Source organism: Franconibacter pulveris, from assembly GCF_056780215.1.
Window position 1 is genome coordinate 2,018,827 of sequence record NZ_CM165555.1, and the last position, 23,996, is coordinate 2,042,822.

At 56.5% G+C, this 23,996-nt stretch carries 25 protein-coding genes and 2 tRNA genes; 12 read left to right on the forward strand and 15 right to left on the reverse strand.

Annotated features, from left to right (window positions below; all coding sequences use genetic code 11):
- Positions 1-486 precede the first annotated feature (486 nt).
- Complete coding sequence (locus ACU4F7_RS09605) at positions 487-1,836, forward strand: VasL domain-containing protein (RefSeq protein WP_481638518.1); 1,350 nt, start codon at positions 487-489, stop codon at positions 1,834-1,836.
- 188 nt (positions 1,837-2,024) lie between these two features.
- Here the strand turns inward: ACU4F7_RS09605 and ACU4F7_RS09610 are convergent.
- From ACU4F7_RS09610 to mdtK, 3 genes are all read right to left on the reverse strand, one after another.
- Positions 2,025-2,101 (reverse strand) — tRNA-Val (locus tag ACU4F7_RS09610).
- 10 nt (positions 2,102-2,111) lie between these two features.
- Positions 2,112-2,188 (reverse strand) — tRNA-Val (locus ACU4F7_RS09615).
- Positions 2,189-2,454: 266 nt separating this feature from the next.
- Positions 2,455-3,828: an MdtK family multidrug efflux MATE transporter gene (gene mdtK, locus ACU4F7_RS09620; protein ID WP_481638519.1), complete on the reverse strand. Its 1,374-nt coding sequence runs from the start codon at positions 3,826-3,828 to the stop codon at positions 2,455-2,457.
- A 235-nt stretch (positions 3,829-4,063) separates the two neighbouring features.
- Between mdtK and ACU4F7_RS09625 the strand changes: the two genes are divergently transcribed.
- Positions 4,064-4,714 (forward strand): riboflavin synthase, encoded by a 651-nt coding sequence (locus ACU4F7_RS09625; RefSeq protein WP_024557690.1) that lies wholly within the window; start codon positions 4,064-4,066, stop codon positions 4,712-4,714.
- A gap of 46 nt (positions 4,715-4,760) precedes the next feature.
- On the opposite strand, the gene cfa is transcribed toward ACU4F7_RS09625, so the two are convergent.
- Positions 4,761-5,909, reverse strand: coding sequence for a cyclopropane fatty acyl phospholipid synthase (gene cfa, locus ACU4F7_RS09630; RefSeq protein ID WP_029592705.1), 1,149 nt, complete (start codon positions 5,907-5,909; stop codon positions 4,761-4,763).
- Between the two features lie 297 nt (positions 5,910-6,206).
- Complete coding sequence (punC, locus tag ACU4F7_RS09635; RefSeq protein WP_481638520.1) at positions 6,207-7,409, reverse strand: purine nucleoside transporter PunC; 1,203 nt, start codon at positions 7,407-7,409, stop codon at positions 6,207-6,209.
- Positions 7,410-7,517: 108 nt separating this feature from the next.
- Here punC and punR point away from each other — a divergent pair, with 108 nt between their 5' ends.
- A complete protein-coding gene (punR, locus tag ACU4F7_RS09640) occupies positions 7,518-8,429 on the forward strand; it encodes a DNA-binding transcriptional activator PunR (RefSeq protein ID WP_029592707.1) in 912 nt (303 codons plus the stop codon).
- Positions 8,430-8,445: 16 nt separating this feature from the next.
- Here punR and purR read toward each other — a convergent pair whose 3' ends face one another.
- A complete protein-coding gene (gene purR / locus ACU4F7_RS09645) occupies positions 8,446-9,471 on the reverse strand; it encodes an HTH-type transcriptional repressor PurR (RefSeq protein WP_029592708.1) in 1,026 nt (341 codons plus the stop codon).
- A gap of 294 nt (positions 9,472-9,765) precedes the next feature.
- Here purR and cydH point away from each other — a divergent pair, with 294 nt between their 5' ends.
- Both cydH and ACU4F7_RS09655 read left to right on the forward strand, forming a co-directional pair.
- On the forward strand, positions 9,766-9,855 hold the full coding sequence (cydH, locus tag ACU4F7_RS09650; RefSeq protein WP_034881826.1) for a cytochrome bd-I oxidase subunit CydH: 90 nt from the start codon (positions 9,766-9,768) through the stop codon (positions 9,853-9,855).
- A 261-nt stretch (positions 9,856-10,116) separates the two neighbouring features.
- Entirely contained in the window at positions 10,117-11,283 is a 1,167-nt protein-coding gene (locus ACU4F7_RS09655) for an MFS transporter (RefSeq protein ID WP_029592709.1), read from the forward strand.
- Between the two features lie 44 nt (positions 11,284-11,327).
- Here the strand turns inward: ACU4F7_RS09655 and ACU4F7_RS09660 are convergent, their stop codons facing one another.
- Positions 11,328-12,155, reverse strand: coding sequence for a C40 family peptidase (locus tag ACU4F7_RS09660; protein ID WP_481638521.1), 828 nt, complete (start codon positions 12,153-12,155; stop codon positions 11,328-11,330).
- A gap of 343 nt (positions 12,156-12,498) precedes the next feature.
- Between ACU4F7_RS09660 and grxD the strand changes: the two genes are divergently transcribed.
- Positions 12,499-12,846 (forward strand): monothiol glutaredoxin 4, encoded by a 348-nt coding sequence (grxD, locus tag ACU4F7_RS09665; RefSeq protein WP_024557683.1) that lies wholly within the window; start codon positions 12,499-12,501, stop codon positions 12,844-12,846.
- A gap of 39 nt (positions 12,847-12,885) precedes the next feature.
- On the opposite strand, the gene rnt is transcribed toward grxD, so the two are convergent.
- The 4 genes from rnt to ACU4F7_RS09685 all read right to left on the reverse strand — a co-directional run bounded on the left by rnt (position 12,886) and on the right by ACU4F7_RS09685 (position 15,880).
- A complete protein-coding gene (gene rnt / locus ACU4F7_RS09670) occupies positions 12,886-13,536 on the reverse strand; it encodes a ribonuclease T (protein WP_029592711.1) in 651 nt (216 codons plus the stop codon).
- A gap of 96 nt (positions 13,537-13,632) precedes the next feature.
- Positions 13,633-14,040 carry a lactoylglutathione lyase gene (gene gloA / locus ACU4F7_RS09675; RefSeq protein WP_029592712.1) on the reverse strand — a complete coding sequence of 136 codons (408 nt, stop codon included), beginning with the start codon at positions 14,038-14,040 and terminating at the stop codon, positions 13,633-13,635.
- Positions 14,041-14,133: 93 nt separating this feature from the next.
- A complete protein-coding gene (gene nemA / locus ACU4F7_RS09680) occupies positions 14,134-15,231 on the reverse strand; it encodes an alkene reductase (RefSeq protein WP_029592713.1) in 1,098 nt (365 codons plus the stop codon).
- A gap of 67 nt (positions 15,232-15,298) precedes the next feature.
- The gene (locus ACU4F7_RS09685) at positions 15,299-15,880 is read right to left on the reverse strand and encodes a TetR/AcrR family transcriptional regulator (protein WP_481638522.1); all 582 of its coding nucleotides are present in this window, start codon (positions 15,878-15,880) and stop codon (positions 15,299-15,301) included.
- Positions 15,881-16,081: 201 nt separating this feature from the next.
- Between ACU4F7_RS09685 and ACU4F7_RS09690 the strand changes: the two genes are divergently transcribed.
- The 3 genes from ACU4F7_RS09690 (at position 16,082) to sodC (ending at position 17,877) form a co-directional block, all read left to right on the forward strand.
- Positions 16,082-16,321, forward strand: a complete 240-nt coding sequence (locus ACU4F7_RS09690; protein WP_029592715.1) for a DUF1289 domain-containing protein — start codon at positions 16,082-16,084, stop codon at positions 16,319-16,321.
- A 57-nt stretch (positions 16,322-16,378) separates the two neighbouring features.
- Complete coding sequence (locus ACU4F7_RS09695) at positions 16,379-17,275, forward strand: aldo/keto reductase (protein WP_029592716.1); 897 nt, start codon at positions 16,379-16,381, stop codon at positions 17,273-17,275.
- Positions 17,276-17,355: 80 nt separating this feature from the next.
- Positions 17,356-17,877, forward strand: coding sequence for a superoxide dismutase [Cu-Zn] SodC (sodC, locus tag ACU4F7_RS09700; protein WP_481638523.1), 522 nt, complete (start codon positions 17,356-17,358; stop codon positions 17,875-17,877).
- Here sodC and ACU4F7_RS09705 read toward each other — a convergent pair.
- From ACU4F7_RS09705 to ACU4F7_RS09715, 3 genes are read right to left on the reverse strand one after another with little or no spacing between them, the layout of a single operon-like run.
- Positions 17,870-19,906 carry an FUSC family protein gene (locus tag ACU4F7_RS09705; protein ID WP_481638524.1) on the reverse strand — a complete coding sequence of 679 codons (2,037 nt, stop codon included), beginning with the start codon at positions 19,904-19,906 and terminating at the stop codon, positions 17,870-17,872. The two genes, sodC and ACU4F7_RS09705, sit on opposite strands and share 8 nt — an antisense overlap.
- Positions 19,907-19,910: 4 nt before the next feature.
- Positions 19,911-20,810 (reverse strand): efflux RND transporter periplasmic adaptor subunit, encoded by a 900-nt coding sequence (locus tag ACU4F7_RS09710; RefSeq protein WP_029592719.1) that lies wholly within the window; start codon positions 20,808-20,810, stop codon positions 19,911-19,913.
- A 3-nt stretch (positions 20,811-20,813) separates the two neighbouring features.
- Complete coding sequence (locus ACU4F7_RS09715; RefSeq protein ID WP_029697080.1) at positions 20,814-21,023, reverse strand: DUF1656 domain-containing protein; 210 nt, start codon at positions 21,021-21,023, stop codon at positions 20,814-20,816.
- A gap of 199 nt (positions 21,024-21,222) precedes the next feature.
- Here ACU4F7_RS09715 and slyA point away from each other — a divergent pair, with 199 nt between their 5' ends.
- Positions 21,223-21,663: a transcriptional regulator SlyA gene (slyA, locus tag ACU4F7_RS09720; RefSeq protein ID WP_029592720.1), complete on the forward strand. Its 441-nt coding sequence runs from the start codon at positions 21,223-21,225 to the stop codon at positions 21,661-21,663.
- 57 nt (positions 21,664-21,720) lie between these two features.
- Here slyA and slyB read toward each other — a convergent pair whose 3' ends face one another.
- The gene (slyB, locus tag ACU4F7_RS09725) at positions 21,721-22,188 is read right to left on the reverse strand and encodes an outer membrane lipoprotein SlyB (protein ID WP_029592721.1); all 468 of its coding nucleotides are present in this window, start codon (positions 22,186-22,188) and stop codon (positions 21,721-21,723) included.
- Positions 22,189-22,441: 253 nt separating this feature from the next.
- Here slyB and anmK point away from each other — a divergent pair, with 253 nt between their 5' ends.
- Positions 22,442-23,566 carry an anhydro-N-acetylmuramic acid kinase gene (gene anmK / locus ACU4F7_RS09730; RefSeq protein ID WP_481638525.1) on the forward strand — a complete coding sequence of 375 codons (1,125 nt, stop codon included), beginning with the start codon at positions 22,442-22,444 and terminating at the stop codon, positions 23,564-23,566.
- A gap of 94 nt (positions 23,567-23,660) precedes the next feature.
- Entirely contained in the window at positions 23,661-23,984 is a 324-nt protein-coding gene (gene mliC, locus ACU4F7_RS09735; RefSeq protein ID WP_029592723.1) for a C-type lysozyme inhibitor, read from the forward strand.
- The last annotated feature ends 12 nt before the right edge of the window (positions 23,985-23,996 follow it).

A 23,996-nucleotide genomic window follows, 5' to 3' on the forward strand; every position in this document is an offset into this window, starting at 1 on the left:
GCTTATCTTTTGTGTTGCCGACAAGGGCTGGTAAAGGCCGCACTGGCAAGTCTTATTTGCAAACGCTTTTTATATTTTTGCATTTATTATTTTCCAAAAGCGAAGCAGGTAAATGTCTGGTCGTAATAACCTGGCGAAAGACGTAATTATCGTTACGGATGCGATGAGATGCGGTGTGGATAACCGCAGCGCTTTTCTCTGCTTTGTCGTCTTATGCCAATCACGGAAGGGGAAATCGCAATTATGCTCCTGGAGTCGAGTCAGGCTCATAATACCCGGCCGATATTACAACCGTTTAAAGATAAATGATTATGCCTACACAATATAATGCCTCCTCCCTGTAAGAAATACGCGATGACAACGTTGAAGGGCGCTGCATTTACAGCAGGATCACCAGAAAAACCCGCTCATTTTCGCCGTGTTCAACGACATGCAGCGTATTTTTAACGCCTGCGCCGCGCTGTCACCTTAATTAAGGAATTTACGATGCCTGTTACCCCGCGTCGCCTGAAAACAGGCGGCGACCCCCGCCCGCTTGCCGGGCACCGCCTGCTTCACGAAGAGCTCAGCAAGCTGTCTCACCCGGCGCGGCCCGACGTGGACTGGCGTAAAGTCGAACAACTTTGCCTGTCGCTGTTTGAGTTGAATGGCGTGGAGCTGCAAACCACCGCCTGGTATACGCTCGCTCGCACCCGGCTTGCGGGTCTGCTCGGGCTGAACGAAGGGCTGGCTATGCTGGAAGCGCTTATCAGCTACCACTGGGAAAATCTCTGGCCGCAGCCGGTCCATGCCAGAATGGAAATTGTCAGCAGCCTGAGCCAGCGCCTCCAGCAAGCGCTACGTACGCTGACGTTTAAATGGGCGGATTTGAGCGAACTCTATCAGGCTGAGGAGCATCTTACCCGCACGGGAGAGGTGCTTCAGCGACTCGAGCTTAAACATCTCAGCCAATTGGAAACGCTGCGAACGCAGCTGCACAACGCCGCAGTGCGGCTGGAGAACAGTAACGCTGACGCTGGCGAAACCTCTTCTGACCCCGGGGGTGCCTTACCAATTTGCGCGCTGAATGACCCGGTATTGCCTGAAAAAGAGGACACCGTGCGGTGGGTGTTTGTGGCCCAGCCTGAGCCGGCGGCAAAGGCGCAGACTGAAAATAGCCGTGTATCGCCTGTAAAACCCTTTGTCGCCGGGATGCTCGCTATGCTGATGGCGATGGGCGCGGCGGCAGGAGGGTGGCGGCTGTTCAACCGCGCCGAGCCGCTGAGCGACAAGTTAAACGCGTCGCTCGCGCCTTTTGCGCAAGTCCTGACCCGCGAGCAACAGCAAAAGCTGAAACAAGAGGGCGCGCCGGCGAATATCGCAGCGCGAACAGCGCGACAGCTGGTGCGACTTTCCCGTCTGCCGCCGGACTGGACGTTCCGCTACGCCCGACTGCTGGTAGCGCAGGCGCACACTCTCCAGCCCGGTGACGCAGCGGTTGAGCAACTTTCTCAGCAATGGCAGCGTCAATTAACGGCGGCGGCTTCCACGCAGGAGAGCCTTAACGGCTGGCATCAGGGTATGGAACAATTGCAACAGCTGGCGCAGCGGCTTAACGCCCTGGACGAGCGGCGCGGCAAATATTTAACGGCAAGCGAACTAAAAACAATGGTGTTTGCCATCCAGCAATCGCTGTCGGCAACCCCGCCGGTGGAGGAGCAGCTGCGTCAGATCGATGCGCAGCAAAATAATGCGGTTGCGCCTGCTGCGCTGTATCAACAGACAGAAATGCATTTGCAGCAGCTATTGAGCCGTTACGCATTGCTGAAGGACCGTCAGGGCGGGGCGGCGCAATAGCTTGCCTGGAAGCTTTTAGCGGCAAGTGAACCAAAGGACTCGGCTTCGGCGTATTGGGCAAATGGCAGTCTATTCCCGACGCGAGGCCGTGATCCGCTTGTTTAAGCAAAAACGTCAGCGATAAAACGAGCTTTGCGGGAAAGCGTGCAGAAAACGCGAGAAATCGAAAAGAAAGGGACGATTTGATTTGGTGCGTCCGAGTGGACTCGAACCACCGACCCCCACCATGTCAAGGTGGTGCTCTAACCAACTGAGCTACGGACGCACTAAGAAGATGGTGCGTTCAATTGGACTCGAACCAACGACCCCCACCATGTCAAGGTGGTGCTCTAACCAACTGAGCTATGAACGCATTGCTATGTGACAGCGGGGACGAATATTAACGGCAGCCCCGGCGGCTGGCAAGAGCAAAAGGGTAATTTTTCAGGAGATTTAGCGCGATTGCCGCGTAAGTGCACAGAATGATGAGAAAGTGATCGGATTACGGTGGCGGCGCGCGTCTGCGCATCGTATTAAAGGGGTGGACGCAAAGCTTCACCCCTTGTTTATCTCACGCCGCTGCGCATAACGGGGCGGCGCCAGCACTCGCCCCTGAGACGGTCAGCGCAGCGCCGCCGATTACCTCGCCGCGCGGTGCAAAATAACCGACGAAGGCTGATGCTGAAGATAGCGCATGCGCCATAGCATCATGATCGCCGCACTGGTCAACCCGATAATAAAGCCGGTCCAGAACCCCGCAGGCCCCATCGGTTCCACCACCAGGTCGGTCAGCGCCAGCACATAGCCGCTCGGCAAACCCAGCACCCAATAGGCGATAAAGGTAATAAAGAAAATGGAGCGCGTGTCTTTGTATCCCCTCAGCACGCCGCTGCCGATGACCTGGATAGAATCGGAAATCTGGTACACCGCCGCCAGCAGCATCAGGAACGAGGCCAGCGCCACGACTTGCGGATTATCGTTGTAGAGCAGGGCGATATGTTTGCGCATTACCACGGTAAAAATCGCGGTGACGACGGCCATGCAGACGCCGACGGCAATGCCCGTCCAGGCGGATGTCTGCGCATCCAGCGTCGATCCCTGACCCAGACGATATCCCACCCGAATGGTGACTGCCGCAGCAAGGGACATTGGCAAAACAAACATCAGCGAGCTGAAGTTAAGGGCTATCTGATGGCCGGCGACATCGACGATGCCGAGCGGAGAAACCAGCAGCGCCACGACGGCAAACAACGTAACTTCGAAAAACAGCGCCAGCGCAATCGGCAAGCCTAACTGCGTCAGGCGTTTAATGACCGCCCAGTCCGGTTTGCCGAAATGCTGCGCATGTTGAATATCGCGCATCGCGTGAGCGCGCTTAACATACAACAGCATGCTGGCGAACATCACCCAGTAAACGGCTGCGGTCGCCACGCCGCAACCCACGCCGCCAAGCTCCGGCATACCGTAATGGCCGTAGATAAAAATGTAGTTAACCGGAATGTTCACCAGCAGACCGATAAACCCAATCACCATACCGGGTTTGGTTCTTGCCAGGCCTTCACACTGGTTACGCGCCACCTGGAAACATAAATAACCCGGCGTCCCCCAGAGCAGCGCCCGCAGATAACCGACCGCTTTATCCGCCAGTTGCGGGTCGATATTATGCATGGCGTGAATGATATAGCCGGCGTTCCACAGCACGACCATCACCAGTACGGATACCATACCGGCAAGCCAGAAGCCCTGGCGCACCTGATGCGCGATGCGGTCGCGGCGACCGGAGCCATTAAGCTGCGCGATGGTTGGCGTAAGCGCCAGCAGCAGGCCGTGGCCAAAAAGAATGGCTGGTAGCCAGATAGAGGTACCGATAGCGACGGCGGCCATGTCGGTGGCGCTATATCCGCCCGCCATAACCGTATCGACAAATCCCATCGCCGTCTGGGCGATTTGCGCAAGGATCACCGGGATTGCCAGTGCTAATAACTGACGCGCTTCGATGAAATACTTCTGCACGTGAACACCTGTATTTTGTAGTTATTTGAAAGACAAAAAAGCCGCCTTAACTGGCAGCAAGAAGAAATTGCAGGGGAATGAGTCAGACTATTGTAGCGGGAGTTCACTATTAAGCCAGTGAAATAATGCGCTATTCCCGCTACAGGCTGGCAAGGAGAATTTCCAACTGTTATTGTGCTCAATATGCAGGTGGCGGCGAAAAACCGCCGTTTTATCGAATTCAGGAGTGGTTAATATGTTTACAGGCATTGTGCAGGGCACCGGTAAAGTGGTCGCCATTGATGAAAAACCGAACTTTCGCACCCACGTTGTGGAGTTGCCGGAGGCGCTCCTGCCGGGGCTGGAGACCGGCGCCTCGGTTGCGCACAACGGCTGTTGCCTGACTGTCACGGAAATAAACGGCAACCGCATCAGCTTCGACTTAATGAAAGAAACGCTGCGCATCACTAACCTGGGCGATTTACAGGAAGGCGACGTGGTGAACATTGAGCGAGCCGCGAAATTCAGCGATGAAATCGGCGGTCATTTAATGTCCGGGCATATTATGACTACGGCGGAAGTCGCTAAAATCCTGACCTCGGAAAATAACCGGCAGATCTGGTTTAAATTACAGGACCCGACGCTGATGAAGTATATTCTGCACAAAGGCTTTATCGGCGTGGATGGCATTAGTCTGACGGTGGGCGAGGTGACGCCGACGCGTTTTTGCGTCTATTTAATTCCTGAAACGCTGCAGCGTACAACGTTAGGGGCGAAAAAGCTGGGGCAGCGCGTGAATATTGAAATCGACCCGCAAACGCAGGCGGTTGTGGATACGGTCGAGCGCGTATTAGCAAGCCGCGAAGCGGCAGCCGCAGCGCTGGCGGTTAACGAAGAACCTAAATAAGTAAAATCTTAATAAAAATAAACCCCGGGCTTACCGGGGTTTATTTTTAGCGGGGGACGCGCAATCCGTTTTCAATGCCGCGGCTGAAGACCACCTGCCAGAGTTGAATATCCCGGGCGCGGAATGCGCCAGCGCAGGCGTTCAGATAATAAACGAACATCCGCTTAAATCGCTCGGAATAGTTATCTGCAATTTCCGGCCAGGCGTTCAGGAAACGCTCATGCCAGGCCATCAGGGTCTTATCGTAATCCGCGCCGAAATTATGCCAGTCTTCCATCACGAAATGGCGCTCGCTGGCGTCGGCAATTTGCCGCACGGAAGGCAGGCAGCCGTTCGGGAAGATGTATTTATCGATCCACGGGTCGACATTGTTATCGGTTTTACGCGAACCAATAGTATGCAGCAGGAAAATACCGTCCGGCTTGAGGTTGCGGTCGGCCACGTCAAAATAGGTAGCGTAATTTTTCGGGCCGACATGTTCGAACATCCCGACAGACACAATGCGGTCAAACGCATCGTTCAGGTCGCGATAATCCTGCAGCAGGATCGTCACATCCAGCCCCTGGCAGCGCGCCTGCGCCATTTTCTGCTGTTCAGCGGAAATGGTGACGCCCACCACGGAAACGCCGTAATTACGCGCGGCAAACTCCGCCAGCCCGCCCCACCCGCAGCCGATATCCAGCAGGCGCATCCCAGGCTGCAATTGCAGCTTGTCGCAAATCAGCTTCAGCTTATTGTTCTGGGCGTCGACGAGATTATCCGCTTCTTTCCAGTAGCCGCAGGAATATTGCATGTGCGGGTCGAGCATGCGGGTAAAGAGATCGTTGCCGAGGTCGTAGTGCTCTTTGCCGACAATCCAGGCGCGTTTTTTCGACTGCAGGTTAACAAGGCGGGCGCCAAGAATGCGCAGCGTATCTTTGAAATGGTGGGGCAGCTGTTTTTCCAGCCCGGCGCGCAGCACTTTGGTAAAGAACTGGTCGAGTCTTTCGCACTCCCACCAGCCATCCATGTAGCTTTCGCCAAGACCCAGCGAACCTTCCTGCAAAACGCGTTTAAAGAAATTGGGGTTTTTAACCTGTATATCAGAGGGGGCGGGGCCGTTAATGATTATGCCGGCCCGGTTGAGCATTTCGCTTGCTATGCGATACCACTCATTGTCCCGGATGCTGACTTCTTCTATACACGATGAACTCATAGCTTCTCCATCACCTGTGTGATCAGAACCTTCAAACAGCGTAGTCGCAATTTGAGGCTTGTGAGAAATCTCACGGACTAATCCGCGTGCCTGATATCCGACGTAGAACAGAGGAAGGGAGAATACCCTTGCCAGAAAAGCCTTCCATAGCAAAACGGGAGCGCTCCGGCTCCCGTTACTGCATAATATTTATGAGATTTATTGCAAAGCCGCGAATCAGTATAGGCGGCAAATTCTGATGATTCAACCGAATATTGTTAGCAACCTAATTACACAAATGTGACATTATCGATGCCGTTATGATGCGTGTGACGAAGAAGGCGCGTGTTGTCGCTCAGTTTCCGCCCTCTTTTGCCCCCGCATTTTATAGCCCCAGCCCACCAGCAGCACCGTCGCTAACATCACGCTGGTGGTGGAAAGCAGCGGCGCGGCGACCAGCCAGGAAACCAGCAGACTGGCGATAAAACAGAGCCCCAGTTGCAGCGTATTCTGCAACGCCGCCGCGCGACCGGTAGCCTGTGGGAACGGCTGTAGCGCCGCCGCCACGACAATCGGATAGATAGCGCCATTCGCCATCGCCATCAGGCAGAAGGGAATGAGCAGCATCGTCAGAGTCGCGTTTTCATACAACCCCACCGCCCAGGTCGCCGCCACGCTCAGGGCAAACGCTATCAGCAGCCAGGGCAGCAGCCGCGCGCCCGGCAAGCGTTGCAGCGCAGCGCGGCAGCCATAGCCGCCGATAAGAAAGGCAATCGTCTGCGGCACATAACTTAAGCCAATTACAGCAGGGCTGTAGCCCATTTCACTAAGAATAAAGGGTGAGCCGGTCAGCCAGGCGAAAAAGCTGGCGGAGCAGGCGGCGTAGATAAGCACATTGCCGCGATAAGCGGATGAGCGCAGCAGGGTGCCAAAGCGGATTTTTTCCGCCTGCGGCTCAGCATGAGGTTTTACTCGCGGCTGCAGGCGCAGTGCTGGCAACATCAGCAGCAGCGTCACGGCGAACAGTACGACGAAAATGGCCCGCCATTCGAAATGGTTCAGCAGCCAACTGCCCAGCAGCGGCGCCAGAGCCGGAGAAAGCCCCACCAGCGGCATAATCGTCGCGAAAATACGATTAACGCGGTGCGCCGGGTAGTAATCCGTGACCAGCGCCTGCCAGATAACCGCGGCGGCGCACACGCCTACCGCCTGCACGAAGCGCAACGCCAGCAGCGCCGCCGCGTTTTCCACCCACAGCATACCTATGCAGCCGACGGCGAAAATGGCGAGGCCCGTCAGCAGAACGGGACGACGGCCAAAGCGGTCTGAAAGCGGTCCCCAGATCAGCTGCGCCACGGCGAAACCCGCCAGAAACAGGCTCAGGGAGGCGCTGATTGCCGCCGCCTGCGTTTGCAGATCCTGCTGAATAGCGGCGAAAGCGGGCAGATACATATCGGTCGCCAGAAAGCCGAGCACGCTAAGCCCGGCCAGCCAGACAAGAAAAATTTTCGAGGGTTGCATAAGTTCCTCTTATGACGCTTTAACGAAGACCGCGAGTGTAAAGAGTGCAGCCTGCAATGTGAAACGCTAATATTTGGCGATTGCATTCAAAAATTTTGCAGGCATAACATGTGGTCCGAATATTCTCTGGAAGTGGTTGATGCGGTTGCTCGCAGCGGGAGTTTCAGCGCGGCGGCGCAGGAGCTGCACCGCGTGCCCTCAGCCGTGAGCTATACGGTGCGGCAACTGGAGGAATGGCTGGCGGTGCCACTCTTCGAGCGCCGCCATCGTGACGTAGTGCTCACGCCCGCCGGCGCCTGGTTTTTAAAAGAAGGGCGCTCTGTTATCAAAAAAATGATGATCACGCGTCAGCAGTGCCAGCAAATAGCCAACGGCTGGCGCGGGCAGCTTTCTATCGCTGTCGATAACATTGTCCGCCCCGAACGCACCCGCCAGCTGGTGCTGGATTTCTATCGGCATTTTAATGATGTCGAACTGAAAATTTCGCAGGAGGTTTTCAACGGCGTCTGGGACGCGCTGGCGGATGAACGCGTGGAGGTGGCGATTGGCGCGACGCAGGCGATTCCGGTAGGCGGCCGCTACGCGTTTCGGGATATGGGCATGTTGAGCTGGCATTGCGTGGTGGCAAGCCAGCACCCCCTTGCGCAACAGAACGCGCCGCTTAGCGACGACCAGCTGCGCGAATGGCCCTCGCTGGTGCTGGAGGATACGTCGCGTTCGCTGCCCAAGCGCATTACCTGGCTGCTGGATAACCAGCGTCGGGTGATTGTGCCGGACTGGCCTTCGGCGGCGGATTGCCTGAGCGCGGGTCTGTGCGTCGGCATGGTGCCTTCGCATTTCGCGCGCCCGTGGCTTAAGCGCGGCGAGTGGCGAGCGCTGACGCTGGAAAACCCGTTCCCGGACGCTGCCTGCTGCCTGACGTGGCGGCAAAACGACGCCTCGCCAGCGTTGCAGTGGCTACTGGCGTATCTGGGAGACAGCGAGACGTTGAATCGGGAGTGGTTGCGGGAGCCGGATTAGCCGGCCCCCGAAGGGATCAGCGGCGATAGTCGCGGAACGGACCGTCCGCCACGGAGCGGCGTTCAATCAGACGCGGATGCACTTCAATGGTCTGCGACTCTTCACGCTTGTTGACAATACGGTCCAGCAGCATGTTGAACGCCGTCTGGCCGAGGGTCTCTTTCGGCTGGTGAATAGTGGTCAGCGCCGGGCTGAAATAGCGGGCGTTGCGCACGTTGTCATAGCCAATAATAGAAATATCGTGCGGTACGCGCAGCCCCATCTCGTCGGCGGCGCAAATCGCGCCCATCGCCATGATATCGCCGCCGCAAAAGACTGCGGTGGGGCGGTGCGGCTGCGAAAGCATCTGCTGCATGGCGCGATAGCCCGATTCCGGCTCGAAGTCGCCCTGGACAATCCAGTTTTCCGGCATCGAGATCATCGCTTCCTTCAGCGCCTTCATAAAGCCCGCCAGGCGGCCTGCGCCGGTGTTGCGCTCAAGCGGTCCCGGGATAACGCCGATTTCGCGATGGCCGCGTTCGATTAAATAGCGCCCGGCGATGTATCCGCCCTGGAAGGCGTTATCGACTACCGAGTCGGTGAAGTCCGCTTTCGCCTCGCCCCAGTCCATCACCACCATAGGAATGTGACGGTACTCTTCCAGCATGCTGAGCAGCGATTGCGGGTATTCGGAGCACATCACCAGCAGACCGTCGACGCGCTTTTGCGCCATCATCGACAGGTAAGCGCGCTGTTTTTCCAGGTTGTTATGGGCGTTGCCAAGAATCAGCGTGTAACCCTTGGCGAAACAGCTGTTTTCCACCGCTTCGATGATCTCTGCGAAATAGGGCGCTTCGCTGCTGGTGGCGAGCAGACCGATGGATTTGGTGTGGTTAACCTTAAGACTGCGCGCCACGGCGCTCGGCGAGTAGTGCAGTTCTTTAATGGCCGCCCATACCGCGTTGCGCGTCTCTTCCGCGACAAAACGGGTTTTGTTAATTACATGTGATACGGTTGTAGTGGAAACGTTTGCTCGCTTCGCGACGTCTTTAATTGTTGCCATTAGTTGTCACTCCAGACCATGCCCTAACTTCCTGAAAAAACGTTGGTTAAACGTTTGCCTACGCTACCCCCTTGCGGCAACGAAAACGTTGCATCAGGCCGGGAAAAGCCAGTTCGGCTGGAAGGAGAGGGGGGTAATGGCCGGTACATAATAAATTAGCCGAGAATTTTGGCCGATCTTGCGCAAAAGGGGAAGAGGGAAAACGCATATCAGACTAAATCAAAGAGGATTTTTGCGTCCGACTATGTAAAAATGAAGCGCACCCGCTTTTTGTAGGGTTAAAAAGGAGAACAAATGAGTACCGAACTGAAATTTTCGCTAGTCACCACCGTCGTTGTGCTGGGTCTGATTGTGGCTTCGGCGCTGACGGCGGTAATGCACTGATTCGCTTGCCGGGAGAGGGGTTAACTTTCCCTCTCCTCATCATTTTTCCTTATAAATCCCCACGTTGTCCTTTCTTTTATTGCCCGTTCGGGTAATCATTAGCAAATAACAAAAAAGCTACACCCTTAACAAAATCGCAAATATCTTTTGCGATTCTTGTGACTTCTGTCCCAAAGCTATATCTGACATGCTGATTGGCATTCCGTTCTTGTCAGTTGCGCAACAGCCGCTGACGCTCTCTCGTTTTGTCTGGAGTTTTGCATGAGAGTTAATTTTCCTTTACTGGCGCTGGCGATTGGCGCTTTTGGTATCGGCACCACCGAGTTCTCGCCGATGGGGTTGCTGCCGGTTATCGCGAAAGGCGTTGATGTGTCTATACCCGCCGCCGGCATGTTGATTAGCGCCTATGCGATAGGGGTGATGGTTGGCGCGCCGTTGATGACGCTGCTGCTTTCGCACCGCTCGCGCCGCAACGCGCTTATCTTCCTGATGGCGATTTTTACCGTCGGCAACGTCCTCTCGGCCATTTCGCCGGATTACGGCACGCTGTTGGCGTCGCGCATCCTCACCAGCCTCAACCATGGCGCTTTCTTTGGGCTGGGTTCCGTCGTGGCGGCAAGCGTGGTGCCGAAACATAAGCAAGCGAGCGCGGTGGCGACCATGTTTATGGGATTGACTATCGCCAACATCGGCGGCGTGCCTGCGGCGACCTGGCTTGGCGAAGTTATCGGCTGGCGCATGTCATTCCTGGCGACGGCCGGGCTGGGCGTCGTCTCTATGATAAGCCTCTTTTTCTCCTTGCCGAAAGGCAGCGCGGGCGAGCGCCCCGATGTTAAGAGCGAACTGGCCGTGCTGATGCGCCCGCAGGTGGTCAGCGCGTTGCTGACGACGGTGCTTGGCGCCGGCGCGATGTTTACGCTTTACACCTATATTGCGCCAGTGCTGCATAAAGTGACCGACGCTACGCCTGCATTTATTACCGGCATGCTGGTGCTGATTGGCGTAGGCTTCTCAATTGGCAACTACCTTGGCGGGCGTCTGGCGGATCGTTCGGTGAACGGCACGCTTAAAGGATTCCTGCTGCTGCTGATTGTGATTATGGCCGCTATCCCGCTGCTGGCGCGCAGCGAGGTGGGCGCAGCGGTAAGCATGGTTATCTGGGGGGCGGCGACCTTTGCCGTAGTGCCGCCGTTGCAGATGCGCGTAATGCGCGTGGCGAGCGAAGCGCCGGGCCTTTCTTCTTCGGTGAACATCGGCGCGTTTAACCTCGGCAACGCGCTGGGCGCGGCGGCAGGCGGCGCGGTTATCCAGGCGGGTCTTGGCTACAGCGTTGTACCGCTAATGGGGGCGATTATCGCCGCGCTGGGACTGCTGCTGGTCCTTTTCTCCTCACGGCGCAATGCTGAAAAAGCCTTCGCGGCGGAATAAATAAAAAAGGGAAGCGCAGGCTTCCCTTTTTTTGTGCTTAAAATTCAGCGGATGGTACGCGGCGTCATCACCCGACGCGCGCCAACATAGTGACGCTGCCAGTAATCTTCGCTCAGTGAAGTTATCTGAATATCCCGACCGCTGCGCGGAGACTGGATAAACTTGCCGTTGCCGACATAAACGCCCACGTGATCGGCGGTGCCGCGCCCCTGAGTGCGGAAGAAGACCAGATCGCCGCTCTCCAGCTCGCCTCGGTCAACCGGGGCGGCGTCGCGCAGGTGGTACATCTCATTAGCGGTACGCGGAATGCGGAACTTCACCAAATCTTTATAGGCGTAGTAGATAAGCCCGCTGCAATCGAAGCCGGTGCGCGGCGAGGAGCCGCCCCAGCGGTAAGGCTTGCCTATCTGGCCCATTAGCTTGGTAAGCGCCGTTTTTTGCGCTTTCTGCACGCGAAGCTTATGCGCTGCGGCGATGGTAGTCGGCTGGTCCGATTTAACTTTCACACAGCGTTTTTTATGGCCTTTGCGTTTGGTGCACTGCTCGGTGTAGGCCAGCGTCTGCGCTTTTTTGCCTTTCAGCGTTAAGTCAGAAGAGGAGATTTTACCGCGCCGCGCAAGTGTTTTGCCGGATGCTGACGCTTTGATTTTTTTGCTGGAAGAAGAGGCGACGCGCTTAGTGGAAGTTTTGCCTGAGGATTTTTGCTTGCTGGTGGTCTTAATCTGGCTGCTTTTCTTCTTAGTTTTAGCGCTGTGCGCCTTTTGAATAGCCGACGGACGCGCGTTTTCTGAAGCGTGCGTTAACGGACTCAGTGTCAGACTGGTAAAAAATAGAGCACAGAGCGTGATGGTGATTTTATTAATCCGCGCCACTGAGCATTCCCCTGATGATGGCGGCAATCGTGCCCGCGTATGATTTTTTAAAAACCAGCCGATTCTAATCTAAAAAAATGACAAAAGTTAATAGCCATTTGCCGTCATCGATACGTTTCGTTATCAAGCGCAAAAAAAATGCGCATTTTTTCGCTTTCCCGCGTCGCGTTGTCGGTATGTAAAGCGAGCTGTCGGCAAAGATAGTATGCCGATCGGCGGCATAAAAGTGTTATTCTTAATGAATGTTTAACCCCGGCTACGGGCGTGGCGGCCAGCGCAAAATCTGCGCCCGGCCGTTACAATGAAAAGCTCCTGCCGTTAAGAAGCTTGAGGAAGCAAGACAATGAGCACAACCCTTGAAAAAATTCAGCGCCAGATCGCCGAAAACCCCATCCTGCTTTATATGAAAGGTTCGCCGAAGCTGCCAAGCTGCGGCTTCTCCGCCCAGGCCGTGCAGGCGCTTTCCGCCTGCGGCGAGCGCTTCGCTTACGTAGATATCCTGCAAAACCCGGATATCCGCGCCGAGCTGCCGAAATACGCTAACTGGCCGACCTTCCCGCAGCTGTGGGTAGATGGCGAATTGGTCGGCGGTTGCGATATCGTTATCGAAATGTATCAGCGCGGCGAGCTGCAGCAGCTCATTAAAGAAACCGCGGCGAAGTACAAATCTGAAACGCCGGATGCTGAATAAGCCGATGTAATAAAAAAGCGACCCACCGGGTCGCTTTTTTTATGGCGTGTCTTCAGCCGCAGGCAACGGCCAGCCGCCGAGCCGCTTCCAGCGGTTAACGATTTCACAAAACAGCAGCGCCGTCTGCTCGGTATCGTAAAGCGCGGAGTGCGCCTGGGTGGTATCGAAGGGAAGGCCCGCCGCGGTGCAGGCTTTTGCCAGCACCGTCTGCCCCAGCGCCAGGCCGCTTAACGCCGCCGTGTCAAAAGTGACGAACGGATGAAAAGGGTTGCGTTTCAGGGAGGCGCGCTGCGCTGCCGCCATCATAAAGCTGTGATCGAACGTCGCGTTATGCGCCACCATAATCGCCCGGTTGCAGTCGCTCTCCTTCATCCCCTTGCGCACCATTTTAAAGATAGCGTGCAGCGCGTCATATTCGCTCACGGCGCCGCGTAGCGGATTGTGCGGATCGATGCCGTTAAAGGCCAACGCTTCCGGCTGCAAAATAGCGCCTTCAAAAGGCTCGACGTGAAAGTGAAGGGTCTCATCCAGCGAGAGCCAGCCCTGTTCGTCCATCTTCAGGGTGACGGCGGCAATTTCCAGCAGCGCATCGGTTTTGGCATTAAATCCGGCAGTCTCCACATCGATGACGACGGGGTAAAAGCCTCGAAAACGGTCGCACAGACCTGCAAGTTGCGGGGTATCGGACATCAGGGTCTCATATAATGGGGAGTTGAAGCAGCGCGTATTATGGCAAATTTCGGGACGGGATGCAGCAGGGCGGGCGCGAAGGCCCGCCAGGAAGGATCAGTTGCCGAGGCCGCGACCGGCGTCTTTTTCTTCGATAAGCTCAATCTTATAGCCGTCCGGATCTTCCACAAACGCGATAACGGTAGTGCCGCCTTTTACCGGGCCCGCTTCACGCGTCACGTTGCCGCCGTTGTTGCGAATGCGCTCGCAGGCTTGCGCCGCGTTTTCCACGCTAATGGCGATGTGGCCGTAAGCGGTGCCGAGCTCATAGCTCTCCACGCCCCAGTTGTAGGTCAGTTCGATAACCGCTTCTTCGCTCTCCGGGCCATAACCGACAAACGCCAGAGAATATTTATATTCCGGGTTTTCGCTGGTGCGCAGCAGCTTCATGCCCAGCACGTTGGTGTAGAAATCAATAGAGCGTTGCAGATCGCCGACGCGCAGCATGGTGTGAAGTAAGCGCATAATGTCCTCTTAAATCTATGAAATGTAAGTCGTGGTTTGTTAAATCACTGTTATGAGTATAGCGGCGAAAGAACGCCGCTATCAATGAAGGGATTAAAGTGTCGGGTAATCGATGTAGCCTTCCGCGCCGCCGCCGTAGAAGGATTCGGGGCGCTGCGGGTTGAGCGCTGCTTTTTTGCGCAGGCGTTCTACCAGGTCCGGGTTCGCAATGTAGTCGCGGCCAAAAGCCACGGCGTCAATTAATCCTTTTTCGATCAGCGCTTCGGCTTTTTCACGGGTATAAGCGCCAGCGCCGATAATCGCGCCGTCAAAGCGCTCGCGCACTTTCTGGCGGAACTCATCGCTGTAAGGCGCGCCGCCCGCCCAGTCCGGCTCGGACAGGTGCAGATAGGCGATGCCGCGTTTGTTGAGCTCTTCAATCAGGTAAAGCGCATCCGCTTCTTCATCCGGGCCGTTATCGACATTCTGGAACGTGCCGACAGGCGACAGGCGAATGCCGATGCGATCGGCGCTCCACTCTTTGCTGACCGCGTCGATCACTTCCAGCACCAGACGCGCGCGGTTTTCTACGCTGCCGCCATACTGGTCGGTACGCTGGTTGGCGCTCGGGGAGAGGAACTGGTGCAGCAAGTAGCCGTGAGCGGAGTGCAGCTCGACCAGATCGAAACCGGCGTCGCGCGCGTTGCCTACCGCCTTGCGGAAATCGTCGACAATGCCCGGAATTTCGTGCGTTTCCAGCGCGCGCGGCGTCGTAGTGTCTACGCGGATAGCTTTGCCGTTTTCATCACGCAGAGAAGTACGCGTGCCGGAGTTGATAGCGGACGGAGCCACCGGCGCTTCGCCGCCAGGCTGCAGGCTGCTGTGGGAAATGCGGCCGGTGTGCCAGAGCTGTACGGCGATGTGGCCTGCTTTTTCATGTACCGCCGCAGTGATTTTTTTCCATGCCGCAACCTGCTCATCGCTGTGCAGACCTGGAGCCCCCGCATAACCTTTCGCCTGAGCGGAAACCTGCGTCGCTTCGCTGATGATAAGACCGGAGCTGGCGCGCTGGCGGTAATACTCCACCATCATTGCGGTAGGAATATCGCCTGGCTCGATGCTGCGCAGACGGGTCAACGGCGCCATAAAGACGCGGTTTGGTACGGTAACAGCGCCCACTTTAAGCGGGGTAAACAGTTTTTCGGACGGCATAATGTCTCCTGAGTAGACCGGTCGTCTAGTAACAAGGGAAATAAAAAGCGCCTGCCTGAGCGGGCGCTCAAAGAATCTGTTCTACATGTTTTAACGTGCTTTCCAGCGGCACGCCGCTGCGGGAAATCTTGGCCTGCAGGCTGGCGCCGAGCCACAAGACATACAGCACCTGCGCCTGCGTTTGCGCATCATTCGCGCCGTTGAGGCTTTTTTCCGCCATTCCGCGCTCAAGGGTCTGCGCGAGAAGCGCGATAACCTGGGCGGCGCCTTTATCCAGCGCGCTGCGCATATCTTCTGATAAATCGCATACTTCCGCCGACAGTTTTACGGTCAGACAGCCGCTAATAATGCCCTGATGACAGTACTGACGCAGCGTCTCCTGATACCAGTCGAGGATCTTCTCCCGGCAGGTGCGATCCGCGCGGTCGAAATGTAGGCGCAGCCGTTCATGATAATGCGCGTAGTGCCGCTCCAGCATCGCTACCCCAAACGCCTCTTTAGAGCGAAAGTAGTGGTAGAACGAGCCCTTCGGCACGCCTGCGGTTTTCAACAGTTCGCTCAGCCCCATGCCGGTAAAACCGCGCTGCAGGCATAGCTGCTCGCCGGTAGCAAGAAGGTGTTCGCGGGTATCAGTGTCATGCGTTTTCATGGGCATTACCGTACTAGACCATTCGGTCTAATGCAAGCCTGCATCAATAAATCAATGGTCCGCAACAGGTGACGTTGTCACGCTTTGCGGCGCTTAATAAAAGGAAGGCGGTGGTGCAAACGCGCACTTTACCCGCTACAGGCTTGCAAGCGTACAAAAGAGAGGCTTCAATTGTAGCAACTCTGTTAATGAGGAGCCGTTGTGGCCGAGCAGCTTGAATTTTTCCCCGTTCCCAGCCCTTGTCGCGGTATTTGCCAGAGCGACGAGCGCGGGTTCTGCCGCGGTTGCCAGCGCAGTCGGGATGAGCGTTTTAACTGGCAGACGATGAGCGACGCGCAAAAGCAGGAAGTACTGCGGTTGTGCCGCCAGCGCCTGCTGCGTAAGCTGCGCGCGGCTAAACCCGAGCCGCCCGAAGAACCCCAGCAGCCTTCACTGTTTTAATCTTGCGACTATCGTATACTCCGGCGCAGTGTTTATTTTATCCCGAGGAAAAGAGAGATGGTTCAACGTATTACCCTTGCGCCACAGGGGCCGGAGTTCTCCCGCCTGGTGATGGGCTACTGGCGGTTGATGGACTGGAAATTCTCCGCCCGCGAGCTGGTCAGCTTCATTGAAGCGCACCTTGATTTAGGCATCACCACGGTTGATCACGCGGATATCTATGGCGGCTATCAGTGCGAAGCCGCCTTTGGCGAAGCGCTCCGTCTGGCGCCGCACCTGCGCCAACGTATGGAAATCGTCACCAAATGCGGGATAGCCACGACGGCGAAGGAAGAAAACACCCTCGGGCACTATATCACCAGCCGTGAGCATATCCTGCGCAGCGCTGAGACCTCGTTGAAAAACCTGGCCACCGACTCTCTGGACCTGCTGCTTATTCACCGTCCCGACCCGCTGATGGATGCCGACGAAGTGGCGGAAGCCTTTCTCGCGCTGCATCAGAGCGGCAAAGTACGCCACTTCGGCGTATCCAACTTTACTCCTGCGCAGTTTATGCTGCTGCAATCGCGCCTGCCGTTTACGCTTGCCACCAACCAGGTGGAAATTTCACCAGTCCACCAGCCGCTGCTGCTGGACGGCACGCTGGACCAGCTCCAGCAACTGCGCATTCGTCCGATGGCCTGGTCCTGCCTTGGCGGCGGACGCCTGTTTAACGACGCCGCCTTCCAGCCGCTGCGTGACGAGCTGCAGAACGTGGCGCAGGAACTGGGCGCGGAAACGATTGAACAGGTGGTTTACGCCTGGGTTATGCGTCTGCCGTCCCAGCCGCTGCCGATAATCGGCTCCGGTAAGATTGAGCGCGTGCGCGCCGCCATTCCGGCGCTTTCGCTCGATATGACGCGCCAGCAGTGGTTCCGCATCCGTAAAGCGGCGCTCGGTTACGACGTGCCTTAATGCTGAAAAGAGATTGCCTCCCGGTGAAAACTCCCTCTCTGGTATAGACTTACCAGCGAGAAAACCGATCAGGAGGCAACATGAAGCGTTTTAGTCTGGCAATGTTGGCACTGCTCGCCTGCGGCGCGGCCCAGGCGGCAAGTGAAGAAGTAGAAATGAACCTCGTCACTCCTCAGGGGATTGGTCAGTCCATCGGCACGGTAAAAATCAGCGAAACCGATAACGGGCTGGAGTTTGCCCCCGACCTCAAGGCCTTGCCGCCCGGGGACCATGGCTTTCACATCCACGCCAAAGGCTCTTGCGAACCCGCCATGAAGGAGGGCAAACCTGCGGCGGCGGAAGCGGCGGGGGGCCATTACGATCCGCAAAGTACCGGTAAGCATCTTGGGCCTAAAGGTCCGGGTCATTTAGGCGACCTGCCTGCGCTGCAGGTTAATAATGACGGCAAAGCGACCGAGCCCGTTACCGCGCCGCGCCTTAAATCGCTGGATGAAATAAAAAATAAAGCGCTGATGGTGCATGTGGGCGGCGATAACATGTCCGATCATCCCAAACCTCTGGGCGGCGGCGGCGAACGTTACGCCTGCGGCGTTATCAAGTAAGTCGCGTGGCGCTGTCGCTGGGGTTGCTCGGCGGCGGCGCTTGTTCCAGTTGAGATAACGAGCACCACAGCCGCCAGATAAGCTGCGCCAGCCGTCGCGCATCCGGCTGATGATGTTTCGCAAGCACCGTATACACCCGCTCAAGTTCGTTCAGCGCGACCGCCAGCGGCTTTTGCTGAACGCCTTTTTCGCTCATCACATCTCTTAGCGTTGCGATGCAGTTATCGCGAACGCGTGATAAAGGGTCCGAACGGGCTTCCCAGCCGCGTAATTGCCACGCCACATGCGAGCAGTTAAGCAAGACTACGCCCCAGCGCAGCAGCCAGCGACGCGCGCTCTCCTCCTTACTGTTGCTGAGCTGGCTGATATGGTGATACACCAGCGATTCGAAGCCATTCTCGCTTTGGGCCGGGTGGCGGCTTAACTGGTCGATAAAACCGCGCCGCAAGGCGCGAATATGGCGACGGCCTTTTCGCTGGTCTGAGCCGGGCCGCAGCACCGCAAAAGAGACCCAGCAGAGCGCAACGCCGACGATTTTCGCCACGTTGTCATTAAGAAAATCAGCGAAGTCATAAACGGGCGGGTTGGTTACGGCGATAAACGAGCCCATAAATACGATCAGTTGTCCCCACAGCCCGGCAAGCTTCGGCTGTTGCAGCTTCATGAGCTGCATGGTGGTTAACAGCGGCAGCAAAAACAGCAAAAATTGCCACAGGTCGGTTATCTGCACCATCAGGCCAAATTTCACCACAAAGCTAAAAAGAGAGAGCAGCGCCAGCGTGCGCAGCAGCAGCATCAAAGAGTTGTGCGGCGATGGCGAGGCGGAATAGAGCACGCTGCTGATGGCCGCAAGCGTCAGCGCGCCGCTGCCGCCAGATTCCCACTGCGTGTTGATGCACCATGCGCCGAGAAGCGTAATCACGCAAAAGGTGCGCAACGCGCTCCACAACGCTTCAATGTTATCCGCGTGCCGGGCGAAAGCGGGGGCGGCGGGAGGCGAGGCGACGCGTTCCGGCGCGTGATCCTCCACTTCATGCAGCCAGCGAGCGCTGTCGAGATACACCCAGCAAAAATGGCGCAGCCGGTGCCAGAAAGCCTGATGGCGAAAATCATCGGCGTTGGTGGGATAACACTGCGCGAGGATCTTCGACACGCTGTATTTACTCGCGCCCGGTCGCGCCAGCGCCTGCAGCAACGTCTGCAATTGCGGCCAGAGAGACGGCGGCGCATCAGGCCAGTTCAACAGCAGCCTGCGCAAGCCGGAGATAAGACTGGTCAGTCTTAACTGCTGGTGCAGCAGGTAATTAAGCAACATGTTATGCCGCCGGAACCGGTAATGGCTCCAGAAGGCCTGAATCCGCAACAGGTTAAGCGTGAGGATTTGGCCGATAAGCCCTTCATGGGCGGTGCGAATGTTATCCGTCGTCTCCTGCTGCCAGAGGAGGCTGGCGTGCTCCAGCAGCCGCGTCTGCATAGTTCTCAGCGCCGTCAGTAGCGTCGAGCCATCGGAGTTGCCGGGCAACAGCATCATCATAAAGCCGCCGCACAAAATACCGACGATAACCTCGCAAACGCGGGCCTGAGCGATATCCCACAGTTGCGTTGTCTCTACCGTGTTGACCAGTGGAAAGGCGATGATGGCGGCGGTATAGCCCGCAAGTTGAAAGGCGTAGGCGGCGTTGTTAAGAAACTGGCTGGCGGCCCAGGTACAGAACGCAAGCCAGGCCGCCATGGCGAAGGTAAAAAACCAAGGGTCGTTCAGCGTGTGTCCGGCAATCATAAGCGAAGCGGCGGCGCCCAGCAGGCTGCCTGCGATACGTCCGAGACTTTTGCTTATTACGCTGCCGACGGTTGGGAAACTGACTACGGCGGCGGAAGTCATCGCCCAGTAAGGCTCATCAAGCTCAAGAACGTAAGCGATAGTGAGCGCCAGACACATTGCAATGCTGTTACGCAGCGCATAACGCCACTGGCCGGGGTTGGCTTTCCCCCAGGGTGTGTTTCGCAAGGCAAGCCAGTCGGGCTTCATGGCGCTACGGCCCGAGGGAAACGGTGCAGGTGGTGCCGGAAACCAGCGTCAATTCGTTTGGCACGGGATCGAGCGCGATGCGAACGGGCACCCGCTGCGCCAGTCGCACCCAGGGCACGTTGGGTTTGATATCCGCGACCAGCCCGCTGTCGCTCTCCACGCTCTGGTCGTAAATGGCGCGCCCGATGCTGTCCACCTTGCCGGTCAACTGCTGATGGCCGCTGTAGAGCGTCACGCGAGCGGGAATACCGGGTCGAATATGACGAAGCTTGGTCTCTTCGAAGTAGCCCACCACATAGAAGGAGCGGCTGTCGACCAGCGCGAAAACCGGCTGCCCGGCGGTGGCGTAGTTACCTGCGCGACTTGATAGATTAGTGACCCAGCCGTCCACCGGCGCTTTTACGGTCGTTTGCGAAAGCTGCCAGTTCGCCTGTTCAAGCGCCGCCTGCGCCGCTTTCAGATCCGCTTCTGCCGCCTCGAGGCTTGCCTGCGCGGCTTCCACGCTGATATTCGCGGTATCGAGATCTTCGGCAGAAATATAATTGCGTGGCAGATGGCGACGGCGGTTCGCCTCGTTATTGGCTTTCGCGACCTCTGAATGCGCTTTCGCAACCTCCGAACTGGCGCGGGCAAGTTGGGCCTGCGCGTTCAAAACAGAAATACGGTACGGCGTTTCGTCTATAGTAAAAAGCACGCTGCCTGCTTTCACCAACTGGTTATCCCGCACCGCAAGGCGCGTCAGCGTGCCGGAAACTTGCGGCGTAATATTAACCTGTTCCGCACGAACCTTACCGTCTCGCGTCCAGGGCGACTGCATGTAATAAGTCCAGAGTAGCCAACCGGCCGTCAGCGCGGCGGCAAAGACAATCAGCGTCGAGAAATATTTTAACGTTTTCAGGCGCATGGTTTACCACACTAGCAGGATCAGCAGCCCAAGGCTGACGGAAAGGGTAAAAAGCGATAAGTCCATTAACGTGGGGTGCCAGATTTCCCCGGAATACATCCAGTCGCGCAAGAGGTGATGAAGCGCGAGCCAGATAAAAAAGCCGATAATGACCGCTTTGAAAAGGGGAGGAAAATAGACGGATGCGCCTGCGACTAAATCCTGGAGGGGCATGCCTGATGCGAGAAAAGACCACGACACGGTTGATAATCCTTTGAGCAGCGATTCGGGGTGGCGGCTTCGTTCATCTGATATAGATTGATTATAATTGCCGCTGCGATAGTCGCAAAAGTAAGACATTTGTTTTAGTTATATAAATGCTGCACACTAGTCTAAAATCAGTACAATAACTTAGCAAGCTAATTATAAGGAGATGAAATTGGAATCGCCATTAGGTTCTGATCTGGCACGGTTAGTGCGCATCTGGCGTGCTCTGATTGACCATCGCCTCAAACCTCTGGAACTCACGCAAACGCACTGGGTCACGCTGCATAACATTCATGAGCTGCCGCCTGACCAGTCGCAAATACAGCTCGCCAAAGCGATCGGCATTGAGCAGCCATCGCTGGTGCGCACGCTCGATCAGCTCGAAGAAAAGGGACTGATCTCCCGTCACACCTGCGCAAGCGACAGGCGAGCAAAACGCATCAAGCTGACGGAAAAAGCGCGGCCTATCATCACAGAGATGGAAGATGTGATCCGTAAAACGCGCGGCGAAATTCTCTCCGGCATCAGTGAGGCGGAACTCAACACGTTGTTGAACCTGATTGGTCGTCTGGAGAAGAATATCAACGAGCTTCAGGAGAGAGGATAGTTCCTCGGTTTGCGGTTAATGCGTAGAAAAGCGACCTGCATGCAGGTCGCTTTTATTTTAGCGGGGAGAGACTGTAACCTGGCTGCCGTTGCTGGCCAGGACAACACGCTGGCCGGCAGAGAAGCGGGTATCGCCCTGTTTCTGCACAACCATAATGGTGTTGCCGTCATCTTTACGGATTTCCAGCTCAACGCCCTGGGTTTTGTTCACCGCGCCCTGGACGCCCTGGCCTGCGACGCCGCCCGCTACTGCGCCTGCTGCGGTAGCGAGAGAACGCCCGGAGCCGCCGCCGACGGTATTGCCGAGGAAACCGCCCAGCACTGCGCCGCCAAGCGCGCCGATGACGTTGTTCTCATCGCCGCCCTGAATTTTCACCGGACGCACGTTAACGATGGTGCCGTAGCTGACATTCTGCACCTGCTTGGCTTCAGATGCGGTATAAACGTCTCCTGAAAGGCTATCATTATTAACACAACCCGCCAGCGTTAAGCCCACCAGCGAGACCACCAGCACACGTGAAATCATGCAAATCTCCTGTTTACAAACAATGCTCCGATGAGCATCCATGATAGTTAAATTATATGGCATTAAACGGCCACGTTTCATATTGTTCATGCATTCCCATGTAAAAATAGTAAAAGTACCCGGTTTAACGCAGGGTAAACGCCTTTTAAACTGCATCGCGTTTTTATTGCGCCATTCAGGTGAATAATTATCATTAACACAACAAATTGCCTGACGCCGGGTCGGGCAACCCGTCAACCTTTAAGGAAAGCCTATGAAATCGGGGCGCTATATTGGCGTAATGTCTGGCACCAGCCTGGACGGAGTGGATGTGGTGCTGGCGGCGATCGACGAACGCATGGTCGCCCAGCAGGCGAGCCTGACCTGGCCTATCCCGCTCGCGCTTAAGCAGGATATTCTCGCCGTCTGTCAGGGCCAGACGCTGACGCTCTCGCAACTGGGACAGCTTGATACGCGCCTGGGAAGACTGTTCGCCGACGCGGTGCAGGCGTTAATGACGCAGGAGAGGCTGAAACCTGAAGAGGTGATGGCTATCGGCTGCCACGGTCAGACCGTCTGGCATGAACCGGGCGGCGACGCGCCGCATACGCTGCAAATCGGCGATAATAATCAGATTGTGGCGCGCACCGGCGTAACCGTGGTGGGCGATTTTCGTCGCCGCGACATCGCGCTGGGCGGGCAGGGCGCGCCGCTGGTGCCCGCCTTTCACCACGCGCTGCTGGCGCATCCTGTCGAGCGCCGCATGGTGCTCAATATTGGCGGTATCGCCAATCTCTCGCTGCTGTTTCCCGATCAACCCGTGCGCGGTTATGACACCGGTCCCGGCAATATGCTGATGGACGCCTGGATCTGGCGCCAGCGCGGGCAGGCCTATGATAAAGACGCCCAGTGGGCAAGCTGCGGCAAAGTGATAATTCCGCTGCTTCAGCATATGCTCAGCGATCCTTACTTCGCGCAGCCTGCGCCCAAGAGCACCGGACGTGAATACTTCAACTACGGCTGGCTTGAACGGCAACTGACGCACTTCCCCGGCCTGGCGGCGCAGGATGTGCAGGCAACGCTTGCGGAATTAACGGCCACCACCATTGCTGAGCAAGTGCTGTTAAGCGGCGGGGGGGAAAGGCTGCTGGTGTGCGGCGGCGGCGGGCGAAATCCGCTGCTGATGAACCGACTGGCTGGGCTGCTGCCAGGCATTGAGGTTGCGACTACCGATGAGATGGGCATCAGCGGCGATGATATGGAAGCGCTGGCTTTTGCCTGGCTTGCTTTTCGCACGCTTTCCGGATTGCCAGGCAACCTGCCGTCGGTCACCGGCGCTTCGCAGGCAAGCGTGCTGGGCGCCATTTTCCCCGCAAACCCGCTTCAGAATCGGATTTAGCCGACTCACCCCATGGGGTGAAGCCGATAGACTGCCTTTGAAACAGGATGAATACCGCTTCCCTAAGTAAAAAGAAAGTCATCAGGATAGCCCCATGAAAAAACTGCTTGTTGTTTTACTTCCCTCGCTTCTTGCCGGCTGTAGTTATTACAACAATATGGTTGAGCGTATGCACACGGATAAGCTTGAATACCAGTGCGATGAAAAGCCGCTGACCGTTTCGCTCAATAACACTCGCCAGGAAGTGAGCTTTATCTATAACGATAAATCCTTGCGCCTCAAGCAGGGGCTCTCCGCCTCTGGCGCGCGTTATACCGACGGCATTTACGTTTTCTGGTCGAAGGGCGATACGGCGGACGTTTACGAAAAAGATCGCGTTGTGCTGCATAATTGCCAGTTGCAAAATCCCAGGCGTTGAGATTTAACCGGG

Coding starts and splice junctions, on each gene's coding strand:
- ACU4F7_RS09605 (WP_481638518.1), top strand. CDS start 487: ATGCCTGTTACCCCGCGTCGCCTGAAAACAGGCGGCGACCCCCGCCCG.
- ACU4F7_RS09625 (WP_024557690.1), top strand. CDS start 4,064: ATGTTTACAGGCATTGTGCAGGGCACCGGTAAAGTGGTCGCCATTGAT.
- cfa (WP_029592705.1), bottom strand. CDS start 5,909: ATGAGTTCATCGTGTATAGAAGAAGTCAGCATCCGGGACAATGAGTGG.
- punC (WP_481638520.1), bottom strand. CDS start 7,409: ATGCAACCCTCGAAAATTTTTCTTGTCTGGCTGGCCGGGCTTAGCGTG.
- punR (WP_029592707.1), top strand. CDS start 7,518: ATGTGGTCCGAATATTCTCTGGAAGTGGTTGATGCGGTTGCTCGCAGC.
- purR (WP_029592708.1), bottom strand. CDS start 9,471: ATGGCAACAATTAAAGACGTCGCGAAGCGAGCAAACGTTTCCACTACA.
- cydH (WP_034881826.1), top strand. CDS start 9,766: ATGAGTACCGAACTGAAATTTTCGCTAGTCACCACCGTCGTTGTGCTG.
- ACU4F7_RS09655 (WP_029592709.1), top strand. CDS start 10,117: ATGAGAGTTAATTTTCCTTTACTGGCGCTGGCGATTGGCGCTTTTGGT.
- grxD (WP_024557683.1), top strand. CDS start 12,499: ATGAGCACAACCCTTGAAAAAATTCAGCGCCAGATCGCCGAAAACCCC.
- rnt (WP_029592711.1), bottom strand. CDS start 13,536: ATGTCCGATACCCCGCAACTTGCAGGTCTGTGCGACCGTTTTCGAGGC.
- gloA (WP_029592712.1), bottom strand. CDS start 14,040: ATGCGCTTACTTCACACCATGCTGCGCGTCGGCGATCTGCAACGCTCT.
- nemA (WP_029592713.1), bottom strand. CDS start 15,231: ATGCCGTCCGAAAAACTGTTTACCCCGCTTAAAGTGGGCGCTGTTACC.
- ACU4F7_RS09685 (WP_481638522.1), bottom strand. CDS start 15,880: ATGAAAACGCATGACACTGATACCCGCGAACACCTTCTTGCTACCGGC.
- ACU4F7_RS09695 (WP_029592716.1), top strand. CDS start 16,379: ATGGTTCAACGTATTACCCTTGCGCCACAGGGGCCGGAGTTCTCCCGC.
- sodC (WP_481638523.1), top strand. CDS start 17,356: ATGAAGCGTTTTAGTCTGGCAATGTTGGCACTGCTCGCCTGCGGCGCG.
- ACU4F7_RS09705 (WP_481638524.1), bottom strand. CDS start 19,906: ATGAAGCCCGACTGGCTTGCCTTGCGAAACACACCCTGGGGGAAAGCC.
- ACU4F7_RS09710 (WP_029592719.1), bottom strand. CDS start 20,810: ATGCGCCTGAAAACGTTAAAATATTTCTCGACGCTGATTGTCTTTGCC.
- ACU4F7_RS09715 (WP_029697080.1), bottom strand. CDS start 21,023: ATGCCCCTCCAGGATTTAGTCGCAGGCGCATCCGTCTATTTTCCTCCC.
- slyA (WP_029592720.1), top strand. CDS start 21,223: ATGAAATTGGAATCGCCATTAGGTTCTGATCTGGCACGGTTAGTGCGC.
- slyB (WP_029592721.1), bottom strand. CDS start 22,188: ATGATTTCACGTGTGCTGGTGGTCTCGCTGGTGGGCTTAACGCTGGCG.
- anmK (WP_481638525.1), top strand. CDS start 22,442: ATGAAATCGGGGCGCTATATTGGCGTAATGTCTGGCACCAGCCTGGAC.
- mliC (WP_029592723.1), top strand. CDS start 23,661: ATGAAAAAACTGCTTGTTGTTTTACTTCCCTCGCTTCTTGCCGGCTGT.